This window comes from Pseudomonas sp. PDM20, assembly GCF_014852575.3.
Classification (GTDB): domain Bacteria; phylum Pseudomonadota; class Gammaproteobacteria; order Pseudomonadales; family Pseudomonadaceae; genus Pseudomonas.
In genome coordinates, this window is sequence record NZ_JACVBW030000002.1 from 21993 (window position 1) to 41255 (window position 19263).

At 57.9% G+C, this 19263-nt stretch carries 22 protein-coding genes; 14 read left to right on the forward strand and 8 right to left on the reverse strand.

The genetic code is table 11. The annotated features are described in order from the left end of the window. Positions 1 to 360: 360 nt before the first annotated feature. The 8 genes from IB261_RS30600 to trfA form a co-directional block, all read right to left on the reverse strand. Positions 361 to 585 (reverse strand): hypothetical protein, encoded by a 225-nt coding sequence (locus IB261_RS30600; RefSeq protein WP_192383861.1) that lies wholly within the window; start codon positions 583 to 585, stop codon positions 361 to 363. Then, a complete protein-coding gene (locus IB261_RS30605) occupies positions 582 to 836 on the reverse strand; it encodes a DNA-binding protein (protein ID WP_192383860.1) in 255 nt (84 codons plus the stop codon). The genes IB261_RS30600 and IB261_RS30605 overlap by 4 nt, the downstream gene beginning before the upstream one ends. 35 nt (positions 837 to 871) lie before the next feature. After that, on the reverse strand, positions 872 to 1195 hold the full coding sequence (locus IB261_RS30610; protein WP_192383859.1) for a hypothetical protein: 324 nt from the start codon (positions 1193 to 1195) through the stop codon (positions 872 to 874). Further along, complete coding sequence (locus IB261_RS30615) at positions 1195 to 1593, reverse strand: hypothetical protein (protein ID WP_192383858.1); 399 nt, start codon at positions 1591 to 1593, stop codon at positions 1195 to 1197. Before IB261_RS30615 ends, IB261_RS30610 begins: the two co-directional genes overlap by 1 nt. 455 nt (positions 1594 to 2048) lie before the next feature. Next, on the reverse strand, positions 2049 to 2339 hold the full coding sequence (locus tag IB261_RS30620; protein ID WP_192383857.1) for a KorC repressor protein: 291 nt from the start codon (positions 2337 to 2339) through the stop codon (positions 2049 to 2051). Continuing rightward, the gene (locus tag IB261_RS30625) at positions 2332 to 3954 is read right to left on the reverse strand and encodes a hypothetical protein (RefSeq protein ID WP_192383856.1); all 1623 of its coding nucleotides are present in this window, start codon (positions 3952 to 3954) and stop codon (positions 2332 to 2334) included. Before IB261_RS30625 ends, IB261_RS30620 begins: the two co-directional genes overlap by 8 nt. 41 nt (positions 3955 to 3995) lie before the next feature. Further along, positions 3996 to 4427, reverse strand: coding sequence for an antirestriction protein (locus IB261_RS30630; protein ID WP_225606221.1), 432 nt, complete (start codon positions 4425 to 4427; stop codon positions 3996 to 3998). Positions 4428 to 5556: 1129 nt separating this feature from the next. Next, complete coding sequence (gene trfA / locus IB261_RS30635) at positions 5557 to 6729, reverse strand: plasmid replication initiator TrfA (protein ID WP_192383855.1); 1173 nt, start codon at positions 6727 to 6729, stop codon at positions 5557 to 5559. A gap of 349 nt (positions 6730 to 7078) precedes the next feature. Here trfA and IB261_RS30640 point away from each other — a divergent pair, with 349 nt between their 5' ends. From IB261_RS30640 to IB261_RS30705, 14 genes are all read left to right on the forward strand, one after another. Further along, positions 7079 to 7450 (forward strand): transcriptional regulator, encoded by a 372-nt coding sequence (locus tag IB261_RS30640; protein WP_192383854.1) that lies wholly within the window; start codon positions 7079 to 7081, stop codon positions 7448 to 7450. A 198-nt stretch (positions 7451 to 7648) separates the two neighbouring features. Further along, entirely contained in the window at positions 7649 to 8605 is a 957-nt protein-coding gene (gene trbB / locus IB261_RS30645) for a P-type conjugative transfer ATPase TrbB (RefSeq protein WP_427871415.1), read from the forward strand. 11 nt (positions 8606 to 8616) lie between these two features. Beyond that, the gene (locus IB261_RS30650) at positions 8617 to 9018 is read left to right on the forward strand and encodes a TrbC/VirB2 family protein (RefSeq protein WP_192383906.1); all 402 of its coding nucleotides are present in this window, start codon (positions 8617 to 8619) and stop codon (positions 9016 to 9018) included. Between the two features lie 2 nt (positions 9019 to 9020). After that, positions 9021 to 9332 (forward strand): conjugal transfer protein TrbD, encoded by a 312-nt coding sequence (locus IB261_RS30655; protein WP_192383905.1) that lies wholly within the window; start codon positions 9021 to 9023, stop codon positions 9330 to 9332. Beyond that, entirely contained in the window at positions 9329 to 11887 is a 2559-nt protein-coding gene (locus IB261_RS30660) for a VirB4 family type IV secretion/conjugal transfer ATPase (protein WP_192383904.1), read from the forward strand. Before IB261_RS30655 ends, IB261_RS30660 begins: the two co-directional genes overlap by 4 nt. After that, complete coding sequence (locus tag IB261_RS30665) at positions 11884 to 12630, forward strand: VirB8/TrbF family protein (protein ID WP_192383903.1); 747 nt, start codon at positions 11884 to 11886, stop codon at positions 12628 to 12630. The genes IB261_RS30660 and IB261_RS30665 overlap by 4 nt, the downstream gene beginning before the upstream one ends. A gap of 10 nt (positions 12631 to 12640) precedes the next feature. Continuing rightward, complete coding sequence (gene trbG / locus IB261_RS30670) at positions 12641 to 13534, forward strand: P-type conjugative transfer protein TrbG (protein WP_225606223.1); 894 nt, start codon at positions 12641 to 12643, stop codon at positions 13532 to 13534. A gap of 2 nt (positions 13535 to 13536) precedes the next feature. Next, complete coding sequence (locus IB261_RS30675) at positions 13537 to 13965, forward strand: conjugal transfer lipoprotein TrbH (RefSeq protein ID WP_192383902.1); 429 nt, start codon at positions 13537 to 13539, stop codon at positions 13963 to 13965. A gap of 4 nt (positions 13966 to 13969) precedes the next feature. Further along, the gene (locus IB261_RS30680; protein WP_192383901.1) at positions 13970 to 15415 is read left to right on the forward strand and encodes a TrbI/VirB10 family protein; all 1446 of its coding nucleotides are present in this window, start codon (positions 13970 to 13972) and stop codon (positions 15413 to 15415) included. Positions 15416 to 15430: 15 nt separating this feature from the next. After that, positions 15431 to 16225 (forward strand): P-type conjugative transfer protein TrbJ, encoded by a 795-nt coding sequence (trbJ, locus tag IB261_RS30685; RefSeq protein WP_192383900.1) that lies wholly within the window; start codon positions 15431 to 15433, stop codon positions 16223 to 16225. Positions 16226 to 16229: 4 nt separating this feature from the next. Next, positions 16230 to 16445 (forward strand): entry exclusion lipoprotein TrbK, encoded by a 216-nt coding sequence (gene trbK, locus IB261_RS30690; protein ID WP_192383899.1) that lies wholly within the window; start codon positions 16230 to 16232, stop codon positions 16443 to 16445. A 10-nt stretch (positions 16446 to 16455) separates the two neighbouring features. Further along, positions 16456 to 18075 (forward strand): P-type conjugative transfer protein TrbL, encoded by a 1620-nt coding sequence (gene trbL / locus IB261_RS30695; RefSeq protein ID WP_192383898.1) that lies wholly within the window; start codon positions 16456 to 16458, stop codon positions 18073 to 18075. Beyond that, complete coding sequence (locus IB261_RS30700) at positions 18072 to 18371, forward strand: TrbM/KikA/MpfK family conjugal transfer protein (protein ID WP_192383897.1); 300 nt, start codon at positions 18072 to 18074, stop codon at positions 18369 to 18371. Before trbL ends, IB261_RS30700 begins: the two co-directional genes overlap by 4 nt. A gap of 4 nt (positions 18372 to 18375) precedes the next feature. Then, positions 18376 to 18909: a lysozyme family protein gene (locus IB261_RS30705; RefSeq protein WP_192383896.1), complete on the forward strand. Its 534-nt coding sequence runs from the start codon at positions 18376 to 18378 to the stop codon at positions 18907 to 18909. Positions 18910 to 19263 lie beyond the last annotated feature (354 nt).

Genomic DNA, 19263 nt, shown 5'->3' on the forward strand with positions numbered 1-19263 from the left:
GGCGCAAAACCGCGCAGCGACTAGGCGAAAAAAATTTTAGGAGAGAGCTGTCGGAGGGGTTGATCGATGGCGGGTCGTGATGCCCAGTCGGAGAGTGGTCACCCCTGTAGAGCTGTCTGGAAAAGCGTCGTGACGGCAGGCTTGAGGCAACGGAAAACCCACAACAGGTTTTTCCCCCGGCCTGAACGGGACAATTGCGCACCGACCATAAGGACACCTCTCGATGCTGAAACGCTTGCTCGCCACCTTGGCAATAGTTCTGCTACCGAACGTACTTCCCATGATCCAGGCTGAGTGGCACTACCGCCACCCACTCCCTTCGGCATCCGAGGCGCCCCGGTGAAGGCCGGGGCGGTCCTTTCAGCTCGACTGGGTGATGGCGGCACGCACCGCAACGATCAGCGCATCGCGGGCAGCGTCATATGCCTGCTGCGATGCCCGATCACGGGTCCAGAAGTGATCCACCTGGGCCTGCTGCTCAGTCCGACTCAGTGCGGCAAATTCGGCATCCGAGGCGGCTTTGTCGGCCTCGGCCTCCTTCATCGTGGCGAGCAGGGGCAGGAAGGGTGTGGCGTCGATCATCATGATGCAGTGTCCCTGTTATCTGAGTGTTCAGGCGCGATCTGGCCACGCTCGGTGTCGGTCACGCCCTTCAATAGCCAGAGCTCGTACTGAGGGAATACTCGCAGCAGTTCTTCCAGATCTTCGATCCGCACTTTCACCTTCCGGTTTGTCGCGACGGTCTGCCAACGCTGTCTCTCAGTGATCGCCGTGGCTTCAGCTAGCTTTGTGGCGCCCATAAATCGGACAAGAGTTCTAACCCGCTCTTCGATCATTCAAACGACTCCTAACTCAAGCATGGGCAGATCTCTTAGTTGCGATAGTCGTTGCGGATAGCGTTTTCAAAGGCCGCGTCTGCGCGCTCCGAGAACACATTTTTCCAGAAGAAGCGACGTGGATTGATGGCAACGATTGGAAGGACGATAAGCCCAGACAGAGGAGCTGCAAACTCTCTCGGCAGGCCGTACCTCTCAAGGCCTATGGCAAGCGCCGCATACACGGCGACCCCCTTAATGCCCCCGCAGAGTACGCTGACGAACTGGTCGGCCCACAGCAAGCGGTCGTGCAGCGCCATCTTGAGCTCGGCCTTGCGCGCGGCCTCTGCGCGCTGGAAAAGGCCATTGAAGTCATCCATCAGTCAAACCTCCCCAGGAAGACCCGAAGCCCTGTTTCGCCGCGATGGGGCAATGTGAGGTAAGCAATCATGAGCCTATCCAGGTTCCGCTGTAGCAGCATCAGCGGCTGACCGTTAGCTCCTGTGTACATAGGGTGACCGTAGCCGGCGCCCATCTCGAAGAAACGATGATCCCCCGTTTCTTCGCCTCCCAGCGCCTGCGCGAGGATCTCGTACTCGTCCTCGAGATTGTAATAATCGAGGGTTTCAGGGCTGACAGCCCATACCGCTGCGAGCAACTCTTTCAGCCGCTTGTGGGCCTCGGTCCGGTTGGAGGCCTCGAAGAACACGACGCGTTCCATGGCATCACGGTCGCTCCAGTGCGGATCATTAGAACTGGCAATTGCTCGATAGATCATTACTAACCCCGTCCTTCAACATCAGCCCGTAGGCGCCAGATCAAGGCGGCAGATGCCGCAAAAATTGGCAGCACGCCAAAAATTACCCAAATCACAAGCTCGATCATCATGCCCTCCTGGCGCCGGCTCTATATCTCTCGCCCTGGGCGCGCTATTTCCGTTGTTGACTCTTGACGGACAAGATCCCCACACCTCACTTGATCTCCAAACCACGGCTCCCGGGGCTTTCGAGGTCAATTCCCTCTCAAATCGCGCACAAATCAATTGATATATCGAACATTAAGCCGGAGAATTGAGGCTCAATCAGTTCTTTATACCGAATATCGACCGGAAAGACGCTTGGCGAAGTCCTTCAAATGTCAACAAAAGCAGTCTGAATTACGGCCGCGAATAGGTCGAATTATCCTATTCAAAATCTAATAATGGCTCTTTGATGGCCTTTAGCCGCTAAAATTTTATCCCTTCTTCGCCCAGATTGCCCCAAGCCCTGCCTCGTGGCACAGCAGTGCCCACGCGGCATACGGGATCGGTGTGTCTCCGCCCGTCCACCGCCTGATAGTGCGATCACCACCCGGCCCCAATCCGAGAAACTTTGAAGCCTGACCTCCGGTAAATTTCGTTATTCCCTTGCGGTCGGCAATTATTCGAAGGAGCTCGCGGACCTCTTCGGCAGTAGGCTGTTGCCAGCCACCATCGGCGGGCCTTAGACATTCAAGGCGGATGATCAAGTGTCGGTCCTCAGTCAATATAAGGGCGAAGCTCGTTCCAGCTATAAACGGTCTGAATCGACTTCGGATCGAATTCTACAACCTCCCGGCCACGGGCATTGCGGCGGTATCGTACGGGCTTATCTTCATAGGCGAATACGGTTCGTGTTTGTCTGCAAACTTGCGTCACGACGACAACTCGTCCCATTTCATCTTTGGTGTAACTGCTCTTCGATTTCGCAACTATGCAGCGCTGCTTCGGGAAGGGAATGAAGTCCCCCAGGTCCAATAGCAGCTGGTTCCAGTCCCTTGCACGCCTGCGGATCCTTTCCTGAAGGTTGATGACGGCCCGAGCCTCCTCTCCACCCTGGGCGAGAGCCTCTTTCAGCTGCTCCAGCACCACGCTCGCGCCAAAAGCGCCTTCCGCACAAGAAATTCGAAAGTCGTCAGAACGGGTGCTCGGCGGACGGTAAAGCTCGTAGTAACGCGGTTGTGACGCCAAGGGGGAGTAGTGATCCACGGTATCTCGAACGCGGATCCTCCATCCGGTAACCCAAGTGCTATCGCTATCCCGAATGGGCTCCAGCTGGACCTCTACGAGATCGCGGCCGTCTTCCATCAAACCACCTTCGACAAGTCGAAGCTCAGCTGGGGATATGTCGGAATTTGACGCCACACGCTTGGCGTGCGCGAGCGATGCCCATTGCTTCACCTGAAATGCCTGATGTGCAGGTAGCAGCAGACGCACGCGGTTGCCAGGAAGGTCTACCAGATCCCCTTTTTTACCCAGCTTGGCCAGGGCCGAGGCTTGCCACTTTCGAGCGACAAACACCTGATGCGGAGGAAGCTCAATTTCGAGTACCTCAAAGCCCGCCGGCACATCGATTCGTCCAGCCATTCCCAACTCCTCATTGAGTTCGTCCAGCTTGTCCATCAGAGATCGCACCAACGAGCGCTGGTAGGTCGTATGGTTATGCGTCAAGCGAAGTGCGCTGTTGACCGCTCGCCATGCCTGCATCGTCGGTGGGCAGTCCTGCCAGCCGGCCAACGAGAGGTCGTAATCCGATATCTCGGACAATCCCCCCACGCGGACGGCGTCGTAACGGGCACAGTCACTCGCCAAGCTCGACCGGCCAGAAGCGAGGAAGCCTTCGAGTTTCACTCTCAATTTGACCGGATCCTCCGGGGGCTTTCGCCCCATGAAAGGGCTCCGCCAATTCACCGAATCGTTGTCGCGGTAGCCGGTGGCAGAGCTTGGTGGCCAGTCTGCAAGCTTCTCTCGAAGAAGCGCTTCGTCTGCGCCGGCTCGAACACGTTGCGCTTCGCTGATCACGTCGAGGCCTTCCATGTTTCTGGTGAAGGGGTGCGGATCCTCCGACCGATATAGTGGGGTCGGGTGCTCCTTGAGGTACTTCTTGACACATGAGGGGCGACGGGAGTCATCACATACCGGAACACCATCGATGAAGATGCAGCTCGGCAGCGGGTACTGCATCCAGTAACTGGGTTCGGGATACGGGTGCAGCAGTTGCTTGCAAACGCGACACCAGTCGGACTTATCGGATATAGAGCCCTCACGGAGCCTGTCGGCAGTGATCGCGGCTCCCCGGCTGGTGATTTGATCATTGAAGGACTTGCAGTAAGTGGACGACATGGAACACCCAGAAGGGCCGCCATCGCGGCGGCCCGGACTGATCAGTCAATGGCGGCGAGGATTTGGCCGCGCTCAGGATGCTGACAAGCGTAAGCGCGCAGCAGGTGGTAGAGATCGCTCAGACGGCCGATCTCGGTGCGTGCAGCAAGCTCGCCCAGGGCGAACAGCGTCGCCACAATGCCGGCGGCATCGGCGCTCATTGTTCCGCCAAAGTAATTCCCATGGACCTGCAACGACAGAGAAGTGTGCTTATCTGGGGCCATGTAAAAGCCGCCATTCGACAGCTTGTAGTAGTTCCACTCACTGCCGTTGTAGTCCTGGGCCAGCGCCTGCATCCAGAACAAAGTGAGGGGCTCAATGAAGCGAACGACCCCACCGCAAAAGAGCTGCGGGAGAAAACTGACCCTGCTAGTGCCTACGAGCAACTCAGCCTCGATCTGGGCCTCTTCAACTGCTGCATTCATCATCGTCATCGGATAGCTCCGGTAGTGACCTGGGCAAAGCGCCCGGCCTTGAGGTAATTATAGGACATTTTGTCCTATTAAACTACTTTTTTTAGCTAAACCTTTTTTGACAAATCACGGTCAACGCCAGTAACCACGCGGGTTCCAGCAGTTTCAGCTTCTTGACAGATGGGGGACTTTATTCGAAGGAAATTAGGCGTTAGCGCCGGAAATTGGCCTTCCTCTGCTGCGCGCTCGGCAGCTCCCCTGCGGATCCTCGCGAGATTCACGCGTCTTTGCCCTGGTGCGACCGATATTGACACTTGAGGTACTGCCGACCTGGGCCGATGGCCCCGTTGACACTTGGCGGAAATGCTCCTTCCGCCTAACAAGCACTGACGATGTGCGTGGTACTGCTGCTGAGCTCAAGGCCAACACCATCCTGGCGTAAAACCCTTGGGTTAGGCCTTCTGCGGCGCTGTGCTAGCTGCTTGCAGCGTACCTCGATAGGAGAGCTTGCATTGGCTGTATGGATGATGACCGCTGTGTCCATGACCGCTAAGGCGGGTGAGGCCGCAGGCCGAGGGGCTTGCCCCTCCAGGCGTAGCCTGGTTTACGGCGGTATCCATGCTCTTGGGGGGGATGGGAGAGCCGCGCAGCGGCTCGGGAGGGTTCGAGAAGGGGGGTCTCCCCCCTTCGGCGCGGCTGAAAGCCGCCGGCCGCGTGTTTTTCGCGCGGCCATGGTTAAGAAAAAAAGGTTATTTCTTTTTGGTTATAAAAGCTGGTTAAAAGATAAAGGTTAAGAATATGGTTAGAGCGCTGTAGAAGTTGGCTGTATCCCTTGATTTTAAAGGGCTCTGACGATTTCCATAGTCCCCGATATGTCAATAATATTGTCCTTCAAGTGTCAATGGATAACCCGTGGAGAGTCCCTGATATGTCAGTAGGGTTGCCCGCCATATGTCAGTAGCGCGCCCGCCATATGTCAGTAGAGGTGTCCGCCAAGTGTCAGTAGATTTCCAGCTTGTCAACAGCTTTATCCACAGATTCTGTGGATAACTCCGGTGCTGCTTGGGAGCACCAATAGGCCAGAGCATGCCCCTCATCTGTCAGCATGGCCTGCTGCCACCAACCCAAAAGAAAAGGGGCCGAAGGCCCCTTACTCCATGGTCCCCTCGATGGCAGGGGCCTCCTCAACACGTCCTGGGCGACCTCGCTTGTTGTAGATCAGATCACCGTTCACGTAGCTGTCCTCGACCAAGCCACTTTCCTTGAGCTCCGCGCAGGCCTGTTTGACCTGATCTCGCCAGCGGTTAGGCCTATCCGAGTCGGACGCGCACATTTTGTTGAAACGCTCCAAGGAGAGCGGGTAGGGCGAACGATGCGACACAACGTAGTCGAATAGGCGACGGGCCGTAGGTTTGAGATCGCGGTACTTCTCCCAAACGATCTTCGAGTAGTTCCCCCCAGCGAAAAGCAGGACCATTTCGTCCTCAAGTTCGACTTGGCACCGGGAAGTGCGCTTACCCTTGTCGAGAATGCCAAAGCGGCGCAAAAGGGAAAGCGACACCATGTTGCCAACGCGGCTTGAGTGATACTGCAAGGCCGAGGCCTGCAAGCGCGTTAGTGACTCCTCAGCCTTCTTGTAGTAGCGGCCGTTGATGGACCATCCCAGGTCCTTGCACAACTCGTAGAAGGTAAAGGTTATCGGGTGTCCAAGGGGGAAGCGCTTGGCGTACTCCAGCACCTGCTGCCATACCAGTTCGTCGTCTTCTGCCCGCAGCTCGATCCCGCTGTACGTGATAGTCACGTCATCGTTGTAGGAGTAGATCGGGTGCTGCTGGAGCACCTCACGCTTAACACTCTTGTTGCGTACGGTGAACAGCGCGGTTCGCGCGATATCGTTGGGCATGCCTCGCATGTGGTCATCCCAGGGCGCGACTTCAAACAACGACATTTGCTGCACGGTGTTGGTAACCGCAGCCTGATCACCAGCACCTTCCAAACGCTCAACAGTGCCCGATTGCACCGGAGGGGAACGTCGCACAGCCTTTGAGGGTCTGACAGCCCGAGGTCCATCGTCTGCGGGCCGCTGGCGAGGCTTCTTGGCCGGCTTCGTGGGTGCCTTGGCATCAACCTGCGCAGGAGCTTCGTCCTTTTGAACAGCACGCTTCTCGACGTTGCCCTCTGCCGGCTTCTTTGCCCTGGTGCGCTGTCCCTTGTTTTCTGTACGAGCGCGATTGCCGGCAATGACCGCAGCGTCTTCCTCGCTGACACCCATCTCTATGAGCCTGCGCTTATACTCTTCTTCGTTGAACTCTTCCTGATCCATGCGACACCCCAAGAATTCTGGCTTACAGATTACCTTGCCCCCAGCGGCGCGAGGTCATCGGATGATGATTTTTTGGCCAGATTTTTTTGCTGTACCTGACACTGTTAGGTATTTTCGACCCCATCACTGCCTTCGAATTTCCAAACTGAAAAAATGCGCCGCTGTTGCGGGCGCATTCGATGCTGGCAGATGGACATATCCTATGCGTATGATTGCCGATAAACCGAAACCAAATGACAGATAATCTCACCTGACACGGCAAGTCATGAATAGTTTAGCTAAACACTTTGGAAGGATGCAAGGCTTTAGCGGCTAAAATTCTGTCTAGGCAAAAGGGCCTAAGCCTACTGTGTACAACCTAATCCTGTTCACCAACATCCTTCGCGTCTTAGATGAGAAGGGGATGTCAAAGTCCGACCTCGCTGCGAAAGCAGACATGTCGGTGTCTTTCCTTTCGGACTTAACCAATGGAAAGGCCAACCCGTCACTGCGGATCATGGAAAGAATCGCAAGGGCATTGGACACACCCTTACCTATGCTTCTTGAGTCGAGCGACCTTGACCAAGACTCTTTGGACTCAATAGCCGGGGGCAAGATGCCGCAGAGCCTCCCTAACGGGTACGTCCGCATCTGCGCAACCCTGCCGGCCTCAAAGGCTTTCGTAGTCCGCAAGTGGGAAGAAGAAGCGCGTAAGAAGCTTCTCGAAAAGAACCGCCACTGATCAGGTTTACGCCAGGGAATGGCGTTTTAGCCGCTAAAAAAAACCCTCTGCAACAGCCTTACCCCAGTCTTTCCGGTACTTCCAGCCATTCCTAGGCCGAGATTCAGCTAGCTGTCTCTCGGTTTCCGTTCGCTTGCACGAATCTATATTTCGCTATATCGTTTGCGCACTTTTAGAGATATCGAAAAGGGCTACACGGTGCAGCAAGAAGACAGCTTTGCAGAGCGGGCTAGAAAGAAGCTTGAGAGGGACTCGGGGGCACTGATTCTCGATGCCCTGGGCGATCCGAAAACCGTTGAGCTGATGTGCAATGGGGACGGAAAGCTTTGGGTAGAGAAGATCGGCCAGCCCATGCAGCAGTTGGGCTCCATCAAGCCAGCACTGGCGGAATCGATCATAAAAACCGTCGCGGGCTTCCATGGGAAGGAAGTCACGCGGCAGAAGCCCCTGCTGGAAGGGGAGTGGCCTATTGATGGCTCACGCTTCGCCGGTCAGGTTCCGCCCATAGTTCGCGCCCCTACCTTCTCCATTCGTAAGAAGGCCATCGCGGTCTATTCGCTGGACCAATACGTTGACGCCCAAATCATGACGGCGGATCAAAACGCCATCATCAAGGAGGCGATCCGCCAGCACAGGAACATCCTCGTGGTAGGCGGCACGGGCTCCGGCAAGACCACATTGGTCAACGCGATCATCGCGGAGATGGTGGCGCTGTTTCCCCATGAGCGCGTCGTCGTCATCGAGGACACCGGGGAAATCCAATGCACTGCTCATAACTTCGTGCAGTACCGGACCAATCTCGAAGCAGACGTATCCATGACCGATCTGCTTCGCACCACGCTCCGCATGCGCCCCGACCGCATCTTGGTCGGCGAAGTACGCGGGGGCGAAGCACTCGACCTCCTAGACGCCTGGAACACCGGCCACGAGGGCGGCGCAGCCACTCTCCATGCCAATAGCGGCGCTGAAGGCCTTACCCGCATGAAATCTCTGGTGACGCGCAATCGCGCGGCACCGGCAGAGATCGAACCGCTCATTGGCGAGGTGGTTCACCTGATCGTCTTCATCGCCAGAACCCCAGAAGGCCGCAAGGTGCAGGAAATCATCTCGGTTTCCGGCTTCGAAAACGGCCGCTACATCACTCGCACCCTGTAAGGAGTTTCCTCATGTACGCAAGTCTCCACACCCTGCGCATTGACCGTATGCCGCTGATGCTTATCGGCCTCGCCGTCATGCTGGCTGTGCTGCTGCTGATCCCTGAACACGCCTTCGCTTCTGTCGGCGCCGGCGGCGATATGCCTTACGAGGACGGCCTCGGCAAGATCCGCGCCTCTGTAACCGGTCCAGTCGCTTACACCCTGTCCATCGTCGGGATTGTGGTTGCAGGCATCACTCTGATTTTCGGTGGGGACATGAGCGGTTTCTTCCGAACCCTCGTGTTCCTCGTTCTCCTCATCTCTCTCCTGATTGGTGCCCAGAACTTCATGAGCACCACCATGGGCCGTGGCGCCGAGCTGGCCTCCACTAACGCGGTTCACGCCCAAGCGGCACAGGTGCGAGCAGCGTAACGATGACATTGCACACGGTCCCAATTCGTCGCGCGGGCAACAGAAAGACCTTGTTCATGGGCGGGGACCGTGAGCTGGTCATGTCTTCCATGGTCTTGGCCTTCACCCTGGTTTTCAGCGTGCAGCGCATCGACGCCATGGTTGTTGGCGTCTTGCTCTGGTTCGGCGCACTTCAAGGGCTGCGCTGGATGGCCAAGTCCGATCCTGCGATGAGGCAGGTCTACATGCGCCATCGCATCTACAAGCGCTACTACCCCGCGCGTAGCACCCCGTACCGCATCAACACCACCAGCCAAGGGAATCAGTACAAATGACCGATCTGATCGACATGGCCACCGTCGTGCTGAGCGCCGTGCTGGTACTCCTTCTATTCGCGCGTCTCCTGCAAGTTGACGCCAATCTGAAGCTGAAAAAGCACCGTGCGAAAGACGCCGGTCTGGCTGATCTCCTCATACACGCCTCCGTAATCGATGACGGCGTAGTGCTCGGCAAAAACGGCTCGCTCATGGCCTCCTGGCTGTACAAGGGAGAGGACCACGCCAGCAGTACACCTGAGCAGCGCAACATGGTGGCCATCCGGATAAACGAGGCTTTCAACCGCCTCGGCAATGGCTGGATGGTGCACGTGGACGCAACTCGGCGTCCGGCGCCGAGCTACCCCAGCGAAGAGCTGTCGCATTTCCCGGATCCTCTGACCGAAGCGATGGATGCAGAGCGCCGCGAGCGTTTCGAGTCGCTGGGAACGATGTATGAGGGCTACTTCGTCCTGACCGTGACTTACTACCCGCCCATGCTCGCCAAGCAGAAGTTCATCGAGTTGATGTTCGACGATGACACTCCGGCTACCACCAAGTCCGCGCGAGCTCAGGCAATCCTCGATCAGTTCAAAACGGCTTGCTCGACCCTTCAAGACAACCTCTCGACCGTCTTGCAGATGACTCGTCTTCATGGGAACGAAACCATCCTTGAAAATGGCGAGGTCGTTACTCATGACGACTTCCTGAGCTGGTTGCAGTTCTGCGTCAGCGGCGATGCACAGCCGATCCAGCTGCCGGCGAATCCCTCCTTCCTCGACTCCATCTTGGGTGGCCAAGAACTCTGGACAGGCGTGGTGCCGAAGATCGGCCGCAAGTTCATCCAGGTGGTGGCCATCGAAGGATTCCCACTGGAATCCTCACCCGGGATGCTCAACGCCCTGACGGAGCTCGCGTGTGAATACCGCTGGTCCAACCGCATCATCTTCATGGACCAACACGAGGCTGTCAGTCACCTTGAGAAGTACCGGAAGCTATGGCGCCAAAAGGTGCGCGGCTTCTTCGATCAGGTCTTCAACCTGAACTCGGGCAACATCGATCTCGACGCGAAAGCCATGGTGGACGATGCCTCCAGCTCGATTGCAGAGGTCAATAGCGGCCTAGTTGCCGCTGGCTTCTACACCAGCGTCGTGGTTCTGATGGACGAGGACCGGGGTGTACTTGAAGCTTCGGCACAGCGTGTTGCTGCAGCGATCAAAAGCCTCGGATTTGCCGCACGCGTGGAAACCATCAACACGATGGACGCCTTCCTGGGAAGCATCCCGGGCCACGGTGTAGAAAACGTCCGCCGCCCCATCGTGAACACGCTGAACCTCGCACACATGTTGCCCAGCAGCTCGATCTGGACTGGCAGCGCAACCGCTCCTTGCCCGATGTACCCGGCCGGCGCGCCTGCTGTGATGCACTGCGTCACCAACGGGGCTACGCCGTTCCGGTTCAATCTCCACGTTGATGACGTTGGCCACCTGTTCATGGTCGGCCCGACCGGCGCCGGCAAATCCGTGCATCTGGCTGAGCTCGCCGCACAGCTACGCCGCTATGCCGGTATGACGGTGATTTCCTTCGACAAGGGTTACTCGATGTACACCTTGGCGAAGGGGATCAATGCGGCGAGCAAAGGCAAGTCCGGCCTGCACTTCAACATTGCCGGCGACGACAGCAAGTTGGCGTTCTGCCCCTTGCAGTTCCTTGAGACGAAATCCGACCGCGCATGGGCGATGGATTGGATCGACACCATCCTGGCGTTGAACGGCGTTGTCTCCGACACCGAGATGCGCAACGAGATCGGCCACGCCATCATGACCATGCACAACGATGGCTCCAAGACGCTCTCCGACTTCTGCGTAACCGTCCAGAACATCAAGGTACGTGCAGCACTTCAGCAGTACACCATCGAAGGCCAGATGGGCTTCCTCCTCGATGCTGAAACGGACGGCCTGGGAATGTCCGACTTCACGGTCTTCGAAATTGAAGACCTGATGAACCTGGGCGCCAAATGGGCTCTCCCGGTACTGCTCTACCTTTTCCGTCGCATCGAGAAAATGCTCAACGGACAGCCGGCCGCGCTGTTCCTTGATGAAGCGTGGCTGATGCTCGGTGATGAAGTGTTCAAAGAGCGGATCCGCGAGTGGCTGAAGGTGCTCCGGAAGGCGAACTGCTCGGTGATCATGGCTACCCAGAACATCAGCGATGCCGTCAACTGCGGCATCTTCGATGTGATTCTCGAATCCACCGCCACCAAGATCTTCCTTCCCAACGTCCACGCCCTTCAAGAGGACAACAAAGTCCTCTACCGGCGCATGGGCCTCAACGATCGACAAATCCAGATCATCGCTACCGCTGTGCGCAAGCGGCAGTACTACTTTGCCTCCGCGAACGGTCACCGCTTGTACGAACTCGCGCTGAGTCCGCTTGAGCTCGCCTTCGTGGGCATCGCCGGCAAGGATCCAGTCGCGTCGGTGAAACAGTTCGAAGCCCAGTACGGCGACGCATGGGTTGGTGAGTGGCTGCGCTCTCGCGGCTTGGATGCAACAAAGATCGGAGAGGCAGCATGAGCCTGAAAGACAAGCTTTCCAGCATTTTCAAACGCAAGTCGGTAGCCGCGCCAAGCAACCCTTATGTCGCTGCCCGCCGTACGTGGAATGACCACGTGGGATCCCTGGTCACCAAAGCACAGGGTTGGCAAGTGATCGGCATTCTCTCGTTGCTCGTGGCACTCACCGCAGTGAAGGGCAACGTCGAGATCGGCAAGCAGTCGAAGTTCGTCCCCTACGTGGTTGAGGTGAACGCCCTGGGCGAGCAGCAAAGCTACGCCCCGGCCAAGCCACTTAATGGCTCTGACGAACGTGTACGCCGCGTAGTCCGCTCCAGGGTGGCGCAGTTCATCTCCGATATCCGCATGGTGACTCCGGATGTGGTCCTTCAGCGGAAGGCCATTTTCCAGACCTACGCGGTGCTCTCGTCCAACGATCCGGCGACCAAGAAAGCCAACCAGTTCCTCAATCCGGACAGCGGGAAGACGCCATGGGTACGCGCAAAGAAAGAAGCCGTCTCGGTTGAACTCCGGTCCGTGATGCCGCAATCACCGGAAACGTGGCAAGTGGATTGGATCGAAACGACTCGGGACCGGGAGGGCGTGGTGCTCAGCACCATTCAAATGCGCGCGCTGGTTACGGTCTATCTCGCGGATCCAACCGATGAGAAGGACCAAGAGCAGGACACCAACGATCAGGAAGACATGTGGCGCAACCCAATTCGCCTCTACGTCCGCGATTTCGACTGGGCTAAACAGGTCTGAGGCCGACACGATGAGCATTCAAAAGCACGTACTGGCCGTCGCTGTTGCGGCCGTTCTCGCCCCGCTGGCAGCTATCGCTGATGAAGCTGCCGACCTGTACCTCTCGCCGGACAACATCGAGCTGACTCCACAGGAGAAAGCCTCGCTTGCCATCAGTCAGCGCTGGCAGCAAAGCAAAGGCTACGCGGTTGGCCCTACCGATGGCGGGGCCGGCCGGGTCATGTTCACGTTTGGTGCCGAGCAACCGACCGTCGTTTGCGCTCCACTTCAGGTGTGTGACGTAGCCCTCCAAGCCGGAGAGCAGGTCAACGCGCTCCAGCTGGGCGACACCATCCGTTGGAGCGTGGATCCGGCGATTACCGGCTCGGGGGAATTCGAAGTTCAGCACCTCATCATCAAGGCACACGATGTAGGCCTTGAGACAAGCCTGATGGTGGCCACTGACCGCCGAACCTACCACTTCAAACTTCGCTCGCATCGCACGGACTACATGCAATCTGCCGCCTTCAACTACCCCGAGGAGGCCGCACGCAAGTGGGAGGCCCTGACGAAGCGCCGCCAGGAGATCAAGAAGAAGGCCACCATCCCAGAGTCAGGAGAGTACCTGGGCAATCTGAGCTTCGCGTATGACGTGAAAGGTGATGCTCCTTGGAAGCCTGTTCGCGTCTACAACAACGGTATCAAGACCATCATCGAGTTCCCGAAGTCCGTCAGCCAGGATGCAGCTCCGGTACTCATGGTGATCCGGAAGGAAGGCGGCTGGTTCAGCGACGATCAGACCGAACTGGTCAACTACAGCTTCCGTGGCACACGCATGATCGTGGATTCGCTGTTCTCCAAGGCGGTGCTGCTGAGTGGCGTCGGCAAGGATCAGCTCCGCATTGCCATCAGCAAAGAGGATTGACCATGCGCAACGCACTCGTTCTGTGCGCGGCCCTGGTCCTCCAGGGTTGTGCAACACACGACTACGGGAATTTCGCCCAGCAAGCAGACGTGGCCACCAACACCGTGATGGTCAACGACTCGTTGTCGCAGCTGATTCTCTTCTTTCCGCCGGCCAAGACTCGTCTCATCGTCCAACAGGACACCTCCGACCGCTTCGGCCAATCGCTTCTGCGCGCGCTTCGCCAACAGGGCTATGCAGTGCAGGAGCAATCCGAATCGAGCGCGCCGCTGCCGCGCAACAGCACCCCCCTGGCGTATGTCCTCGACAGCCCAGAGGGCTCCAGTGCCTATCGCCTGACACTTCGTGTCGGCAAGCAATCGCTCACCCGAGCTTATGCAGCCAGACCGGAAGGGATCTATCCAGCTGGCTTGTGGACGCGGAAGGAGTGAGCTGATGGCCAAAGTATCCGAGGATCTCCTCTCCCCAAACCACACCCCCAGCTCCGCGAAAGGATCGGGGGTCAAGCGAGTCAATAACGGACCAATCTGGCTCATGGCTGGCATCGCAGTGGTTTGCGTTGGGGTTGTTGCCCTGGGCGCGAAAGACCGCGCCGACCAGCAGAAACAGTCTGATGAACCGGCTCCCCAGACCGCCACCAACACGCGCAGCTCGAAGTCGTTCGCCAAGGATCTTACGTCGGGCATCGAAGGATCCTTTATTCAACCCGAAACTCCAGCAGCGCCAGTCGCGCCGGTAGCACCCGAACCTGTCGCTCAGGCCACTCCAGGGAACGATGGTGCCCAGGGAAGCGTTAAGGTCGTCCTTCCGGACAACCTTGAAGCCCCGCCGGCACCGGATACGCACGACAGCACAATCACCGATGAGATGCGCGAGAGAGCTCGTACAGAGCGATTCGAGCGTTTCGCTCAGGCTCTCCAGGCGAAAACCGCCGTATCTGCCGATGGTCTGGAACAAGCCAGAGAGGGTAGACGCCAGGAGGGTGGTGGTAACCAATCGCGCAGCAGCATTGCCGCTCAGCGCGCGGCACTCCAGGCAAAGCGGGATCAGCTCCAGGCGATGATGGCCAATCAGGCCGATCCGACCGCTAACTACATGGCCAAGCTCGCAGCAGCAAAGCGCGCAGCGGCGAGCGGCGGGATGGTGGGTGACGGGCAGGCAGACAGCTCGTCCGAGGGCGACTCACCTTTCATTCGTACCGGCAGCAAGGCGACATACTCGCAGTTTGACCGGGGCGAGGACGTTCCCGACCGCTGGGAACTCAACTCTTCGGTCCAGAAGCCGCGTAGCGCTTATGAATTGCGAGCAGGCTTCGTAATCCCAGCGACGATGATTTCTGGCATCAACTCCGATCTGCCCGGGCAGATCATCGCCCAGGTGAATCAGGACGTTCACGACACCGCCACGCAGCGCAATGTTCTGATTCCCCAGGGCGCGCGGTTGGTCGGTAGCTACGCATCAGACGTTGCCTACGGCCAGGAGCGCTTGCTCGTCGCTTGGCAGCGGATCGTTTTCCCTGATGGCAAAGCTCTGGATATCGGCTCGATGGCAGGCGCAGACGCGGCAGGCTATTCCGGCTTCAACGATCAAGTGAACAACCACCTGATGCGTCTCTTCGGGTCGGCCTTCCTCATGTCTGGAATCACTGCCGGCATTTCACTCAGCCAGGATCGTTCGTCCTCCGGCGAAAGCGACCGAACCGACGCCAGCAGCGCGATGAGCGAGGCACTCGGCCAGCAGCTCGGCCAAGTCACCGCACAGCTGATTGCCAAGAACCTGAACGTCGCTCCGACCTTGGAAATTCGTCCGGGCTACCGATTCAACGTCGTGGTTACCAAAGACATAACTCTCAGCCGCTCTTACAAGTCTTTCGACTACTAATTCAAGGACAAACTCATGAAGCCTTTAGCCGCTAAAAGGGTGGGAGTTATCGCTCTAAGTTTTGCACTTAACTTCAGTCTTTTTTCCAACTACGCACACGCTACCGGCATCCCTGTATTCGATGGCGGGAACTTCTCGCAGAACTTGGTAACTGCTTTCGAAGCTGTCGCACAGTCGCTGACAATGATGGATCAATACATGACCCAAATTGATCAGTACGACACCCAGCTCGATCAGTACGACAACATGATCCGTAACACCGCCGCCCCTGCAATGTATGTTTGGGACAAGGCCAACTCGGTAATCAGCAAAGTTATCGAGACTCAGCAAATGATGGATTTCTATTCCAAGCAAGGCTTCGACCTCGAAAGCTATATGTCGCAATACCGTAGCTCCGGCTTTTACAAGTCCTCGCCCTGCTACAGCGCTCGCGGCTGCTCCAGCGATGACCGACAGGAAGTCAGCAAGGCCCAGGAAATGGCGCTGGACGCTCAGAAGCAGTCCGCTGACCAACTGTTCCGGAGCATCGACTCGCAGCAGCGCAGCTTGAAGGCGGACGCTGCCCAGTTGGAACGCCTCCAGGCTCAGGCCAGTGATGCGGACGGGCAAATGAAGGCTATTCAAGCGGCAAACCAGCTGGCCAGCGCTCAGACCCAGCAACTGATGCAGATCCGAGCGGCCATGGCATCCGAGCAGACCGTTCTAGCCAACAAGATCGCTTCTGAGAACGACGCAGCGGCCCGCGACTCCGCGATGAAGCAGCGCATGACCGGCGGCTCCTACAAACCTCTGAAACCCCAAGTGTGGTGATCCCATGAAGAGCAATGCACGAGTCCTTCTGTTCCTTGCTGTCGCCGCTCTGCTGACCGGCTGCTTCGAGAAAGATCCAGTCGAGGCCAAGCCAACCGAGGGCCAGGACTGCTCCCGCGAACACCTGCTTAGCATTCAAGACCGGCAAGCCCGCAGTGAGCAGGCTAGCAAGTGCATGACGGGCGGAAGTTACAAGCCGCACACACCTGCGACCTTCTGAGGTAGATGCCATGGTGACGAATCAGAAGACCACCGCCCTCGCGCTCCTGGGAGTCGCTGCCGTTTCCCTGCTGTGGGCCCACCCAGCACTCGCCGCATCGGGGACGGATCCGGTCGACATTGGCTTCTTCGACCAGATGGTGAGGAACTATGCCAACGCCTCTAAGGCGTGGGCCGCAATCATGACGAACGCCGCGACGTGGCTGTTCTTCGCTCTTGCCACCATAAGTATGGCGGTAACTTTCGGTTTCATGGCAGTGAAGAATGCCGACTCTGGCGAAGTCCTGGGTGAGTTCGTGAAGTTCTTTATCACCACGGGCTTCTATTATTGGCTCCTGCTAAACGGCGCCAAGTTCGGCAATGATATTATTTTCTCTCTCGCCAAACTTGGTGCCCGTGGGGCCGGCGTGAGTGTTCCGGATCAAAGTATCGGCCTGAGCCCATCTGGAGTTGTTGATATTGGTTTTAAAGTCTTCGACCAAGTAGTAGACAACATGAGCCTCTGGCCGGATGAAATTGCAACAAGTCTAGTAGGAGCTCTACTTGGCATATTTATCCTTCTCGTTCTGGTAATTATCGCCATCAATATGTTGGTTCTGATTATTTCGAGCTGGATCATCGGCTACGCCGGCATCTTCTTCCTGGGCTTCGGCGGTTCGCGTTGGACCTCGGATATGGCCATCAACTACTACAAGACGATGCTGGGCCTGGGCGCCCAGATCATGGCGATGATGCTCCTCGTGGGGATCGGCCAGACCTTCATTGAGGCGTACTTCCAGTCCGTGCAAGCAAACGTCGGTGCGTCCGACTTGAAGGCCCTGGGCGCGCTGGCCGGTTGCGTTCTGGGACTACTCATCCTGACGTCCACCATTCCCGGCATGCTGGCGGGAATCATCACTGGATCCTCCGCCGGCGGCGGGCTCGGCAACGCTGTGGGGATGGGCACTCTTGCCGCAGCCGGAGGGCTCGCCGTTGCCGGCGCTGCGGTCGCCGGCAGTGCAGTTGCCGGAGCGGCCGCGAACGCCTCGGGCGGTATGCAGGCACTCATGGCCGCCTACCAAGGCGCCCAGGAAAACGTCTCTGCCGGAACTGATATCGCCTCCAGGCTCGCTGGCGGGATGGGCGGCGGCTCTTCTTCCGAAAGCGGGGCGCAGGGCGGTCCTGCACCAGCAGGTTCGAGTCCAATGGGCTCCGCGATGGGGATTGGCCAGGGGGGCTCTGGCGGCACTGGTAGCCAGGACGCCAAGGGTAGTGGCGGATTCGCCGGGAAGCTCCAGCAGGCAGGCAGAGTCGCAGCCGACATGGGCGCGCAGCTTGCTGGGGGCGCTGCACGCATGGCGCAGGAAAAAGCGGCCGGCATTGCCGAGAAGGCACAGGAACGCATCGATCAGAGCGCTCTCGGTCAGTTCGCGGATGAAATCAAGAACCCGGGCGCTAAGGCGCAGGAGCGGGCCGACAACGCTGTGCTCCAGCAGGCCGACAAGGTGTTTTCCGCGCAGGAGCGAACGGAGGCCGTAGGCCGTGCGCAGGACATGCTCCAGGGACTGAACAAGGAACAAGCCGAAGAAGTTGCCTCGTTCGCGGGTAACAGCTTGGGGAAAGCAGCGAACAATGCCGGAGAAAATTCATGATCAAGAAACGTCTGTCGTACATAGCTCTCGCAACTCTGGTTTGCGTCGCTCCCGCAGCGCAAGCCAAGGATGCCTGCAAAACCGTTCTGTGCATGTGGGGCAAGCTCAAAGGCGAATTCAGTGCCGAGTGCGAGCCCCCTGTTCAGGACTACTTCGATATCGTCAAGCGCAAGCACGGCAAGATCAAATGGTCTTCGACTTCCAGCGCACGGCAGCAGTTTCTCGATAGCTGCCCCGAGGCGGATCGCGGCGCTACCAAGAAGATCAATGACAAGTTCGGCAAGGCCAGGGGGTGAGTCGATGATCCCGGTTGATATCCCCCCGCAGATGGAGGAGCGCGTCATCTGCTCCATCGTGGCTGCGGTGAAATACGACCAAGCAGCCAATGTGATCCTCGCGGTCGCCGGCCAAGAAAACGGCAAGCCAGGACAGCGCGTCATGAATACCAATGGCACTGAAGACGTTGGGCCGATGCAGTTCAATACCAGCTATCTGAAGGAGCTCGGCAAGTACGGCATTACAGAAGAAGACGTATCCAAGCCCGGCTGCTACCCGTACGAACTTGCTGCGTGGCGCATACGGGGCCACGTCTTGAACGATCAAGGGGACTATTGGACACGAGTCGCCAACTACCACTCGCGCACACCGGTCTACAACGAACGCTACAAGCGCCTCATTCAACGTCGTGCCGTGGAATGGGCTAAATGGCTCGACATTCACTTCCAGACGACCACCGTAAGCAGCCAGGAAGCAGTGAAGACCGGCGCCGCGCAAGCTGGCAGCGTCACGCTGAGGCTCCGCTCGGCGGACAGTTTTGCCGTGAACGGGCGATGAGGTGAAGGATGACTCGGTATCTGCCTTTCCCTCTGAGCCATGTTGCACTTGAGATCGTGCAATTTCTTCTCCGTGCCCTGGTCATCGGCCCCCTAGTGCTGACTGCACTCGGGTTGCTGGTACTCAGCACTAATGAGCATGCAGGCCCTTCATTCACCGTGCAGCTATTCGCGCTTCTCGATGCAACGTCGAGGCCGGATGAGTCAGGAACGATCACCGTCCGGCGCTGCATTGATACCGAGCCCCGCGTTGCCAGCCATGTACCGCTACCGCCTTTGCCATGCAAGTCATGGCGGGAGGATCACTTCCCGCTTGATGCTTTCAACAGCGAGGCGGCGCATGCCTTCCGCACCA

Coding starts and splice junctions, on each gene's coding strand:
- IB261_RS30600 (WP_192383861.1), bottom strand. CDS start 585: ATGATGATCGACGCCACACCCTTCCTGCCCCTGCTCGCCACGATGAAG.
- IB261_RS30605 (WP_192383860.1), bottom strand. CDS start 836: ATGATCGAAGAGCGGGTTAGAACTCTTGTCCGATTTATGGGCGCCACA.
- IB261_RS30610 (WP_192383859.1), bottom strand. CDS start 1,195: ATGGATGACTTCAATGGCCTTTTCCAGCGCGCAGAGGCCGCGCGCAAG.
- IB261_RS30615 (WP_192383858.1), bottom strand. CDS start 1,593: ATGATCTATCGAGCAATTGCCAGTTCTAATGATCCGCACTGGAGCGAC.
- IB261_RS30625 (WP_192383856.1), bottom strand. CDS start 3,954: ATGTCGTCCACTTACTGCAAGTCCTTCAATGATCAAATCACCAGCCGG.
- IB261_RS30630 (WP_225606221.1), bottom strand. CDS start 4,427: ATGACGATGATGAATGCAGCAGTTGAAGAGGCCCAGATCGAGGCTGAG.
- trfA (WP_192383855.1), bottom strand. CDS start 6,729: ATGGATCAGGAAGAGTTCAACGAAGAAGAGTATAAGCGCAGGCTCATA.
- IB261_RS30650 (WP_192383906.1), top strand. CDS start 8,617: ATGTACGCAAGTCTCCACACCCTGCGCATTGACCGTATGCCGCTGATG.
- IB261_RS30655 (WP_192383905.1), top strand. CDS start 9,021: ATGACATTGCACACGGTCCCAATTCGTCGCGCGGGCAACAGAAAGACC.
- IB261_RS30660 (WP_192383904.1), top strand. CDS start 9,329: ATGACCGATCTGATCGACATGGCCACCGTCGTGCTGAGCGCCGTGCTG.
- IB261_RS30665 (WP_192383903.1), top strand. CDS start 11,884: ATGAGCCTGAAAGACAAGCTTTCCAGCATTTTCAAACGCAAGTCGGTA.
- trbG (WP_225606223.1), top strand. CDS start 12,641: ATGAGCATTCAAAAGCACGTACTGGCCGTCGCTGTTGCGGCCGTTCTC.
- IB261_RS30675 (WP_192383902.1), top strand. CDS start 13,537: ATGCGCAACGCACTCGTTCTGTGCGCGGCCCTGGTCCTCCAGGGTTGT.
- IB261_RS30680 (WP_192383901.1), top strand. CDS start 13,970: ATGGCCAAAGTATCCGAGGATCTCCTCTCCCCAAACCACACCCCCAGC.
- trbJ (WP_192383900.1), top strand. CDS start 15,431: ATGAAGCCTTTAGCCGCTAAAAGGGTGGGAGTTATCGCTCTAAGTTTT.
- trbK (WP_192383899.1), top strand. CDS start 16,230: ATGAAGAGCAATGCACGAGTCCTTCTGTTCCTTGCTGTCGCCGCTCTG.
- trbL (WP_192383898.1), top strand. CDS start 16,456: ATGGTGACGAATCAGAAGACCACCGCCCTCGCGCTCCTGGGAGTCGCT.
- IB261_RS30700 (WP_192383897.1), top strand. CDS start 18,072: ATGATCAAGAAACGTCTGTCGTACATAGCTCTCGCAACTCTGGTTTGC.
- IB261_RS30705 (WP_192383896.1), top strand. CDS start 18,376: ATGATCCCGGTTGATATCCCCCCGCAGATGGAGGAGCGCGTCATCTGC.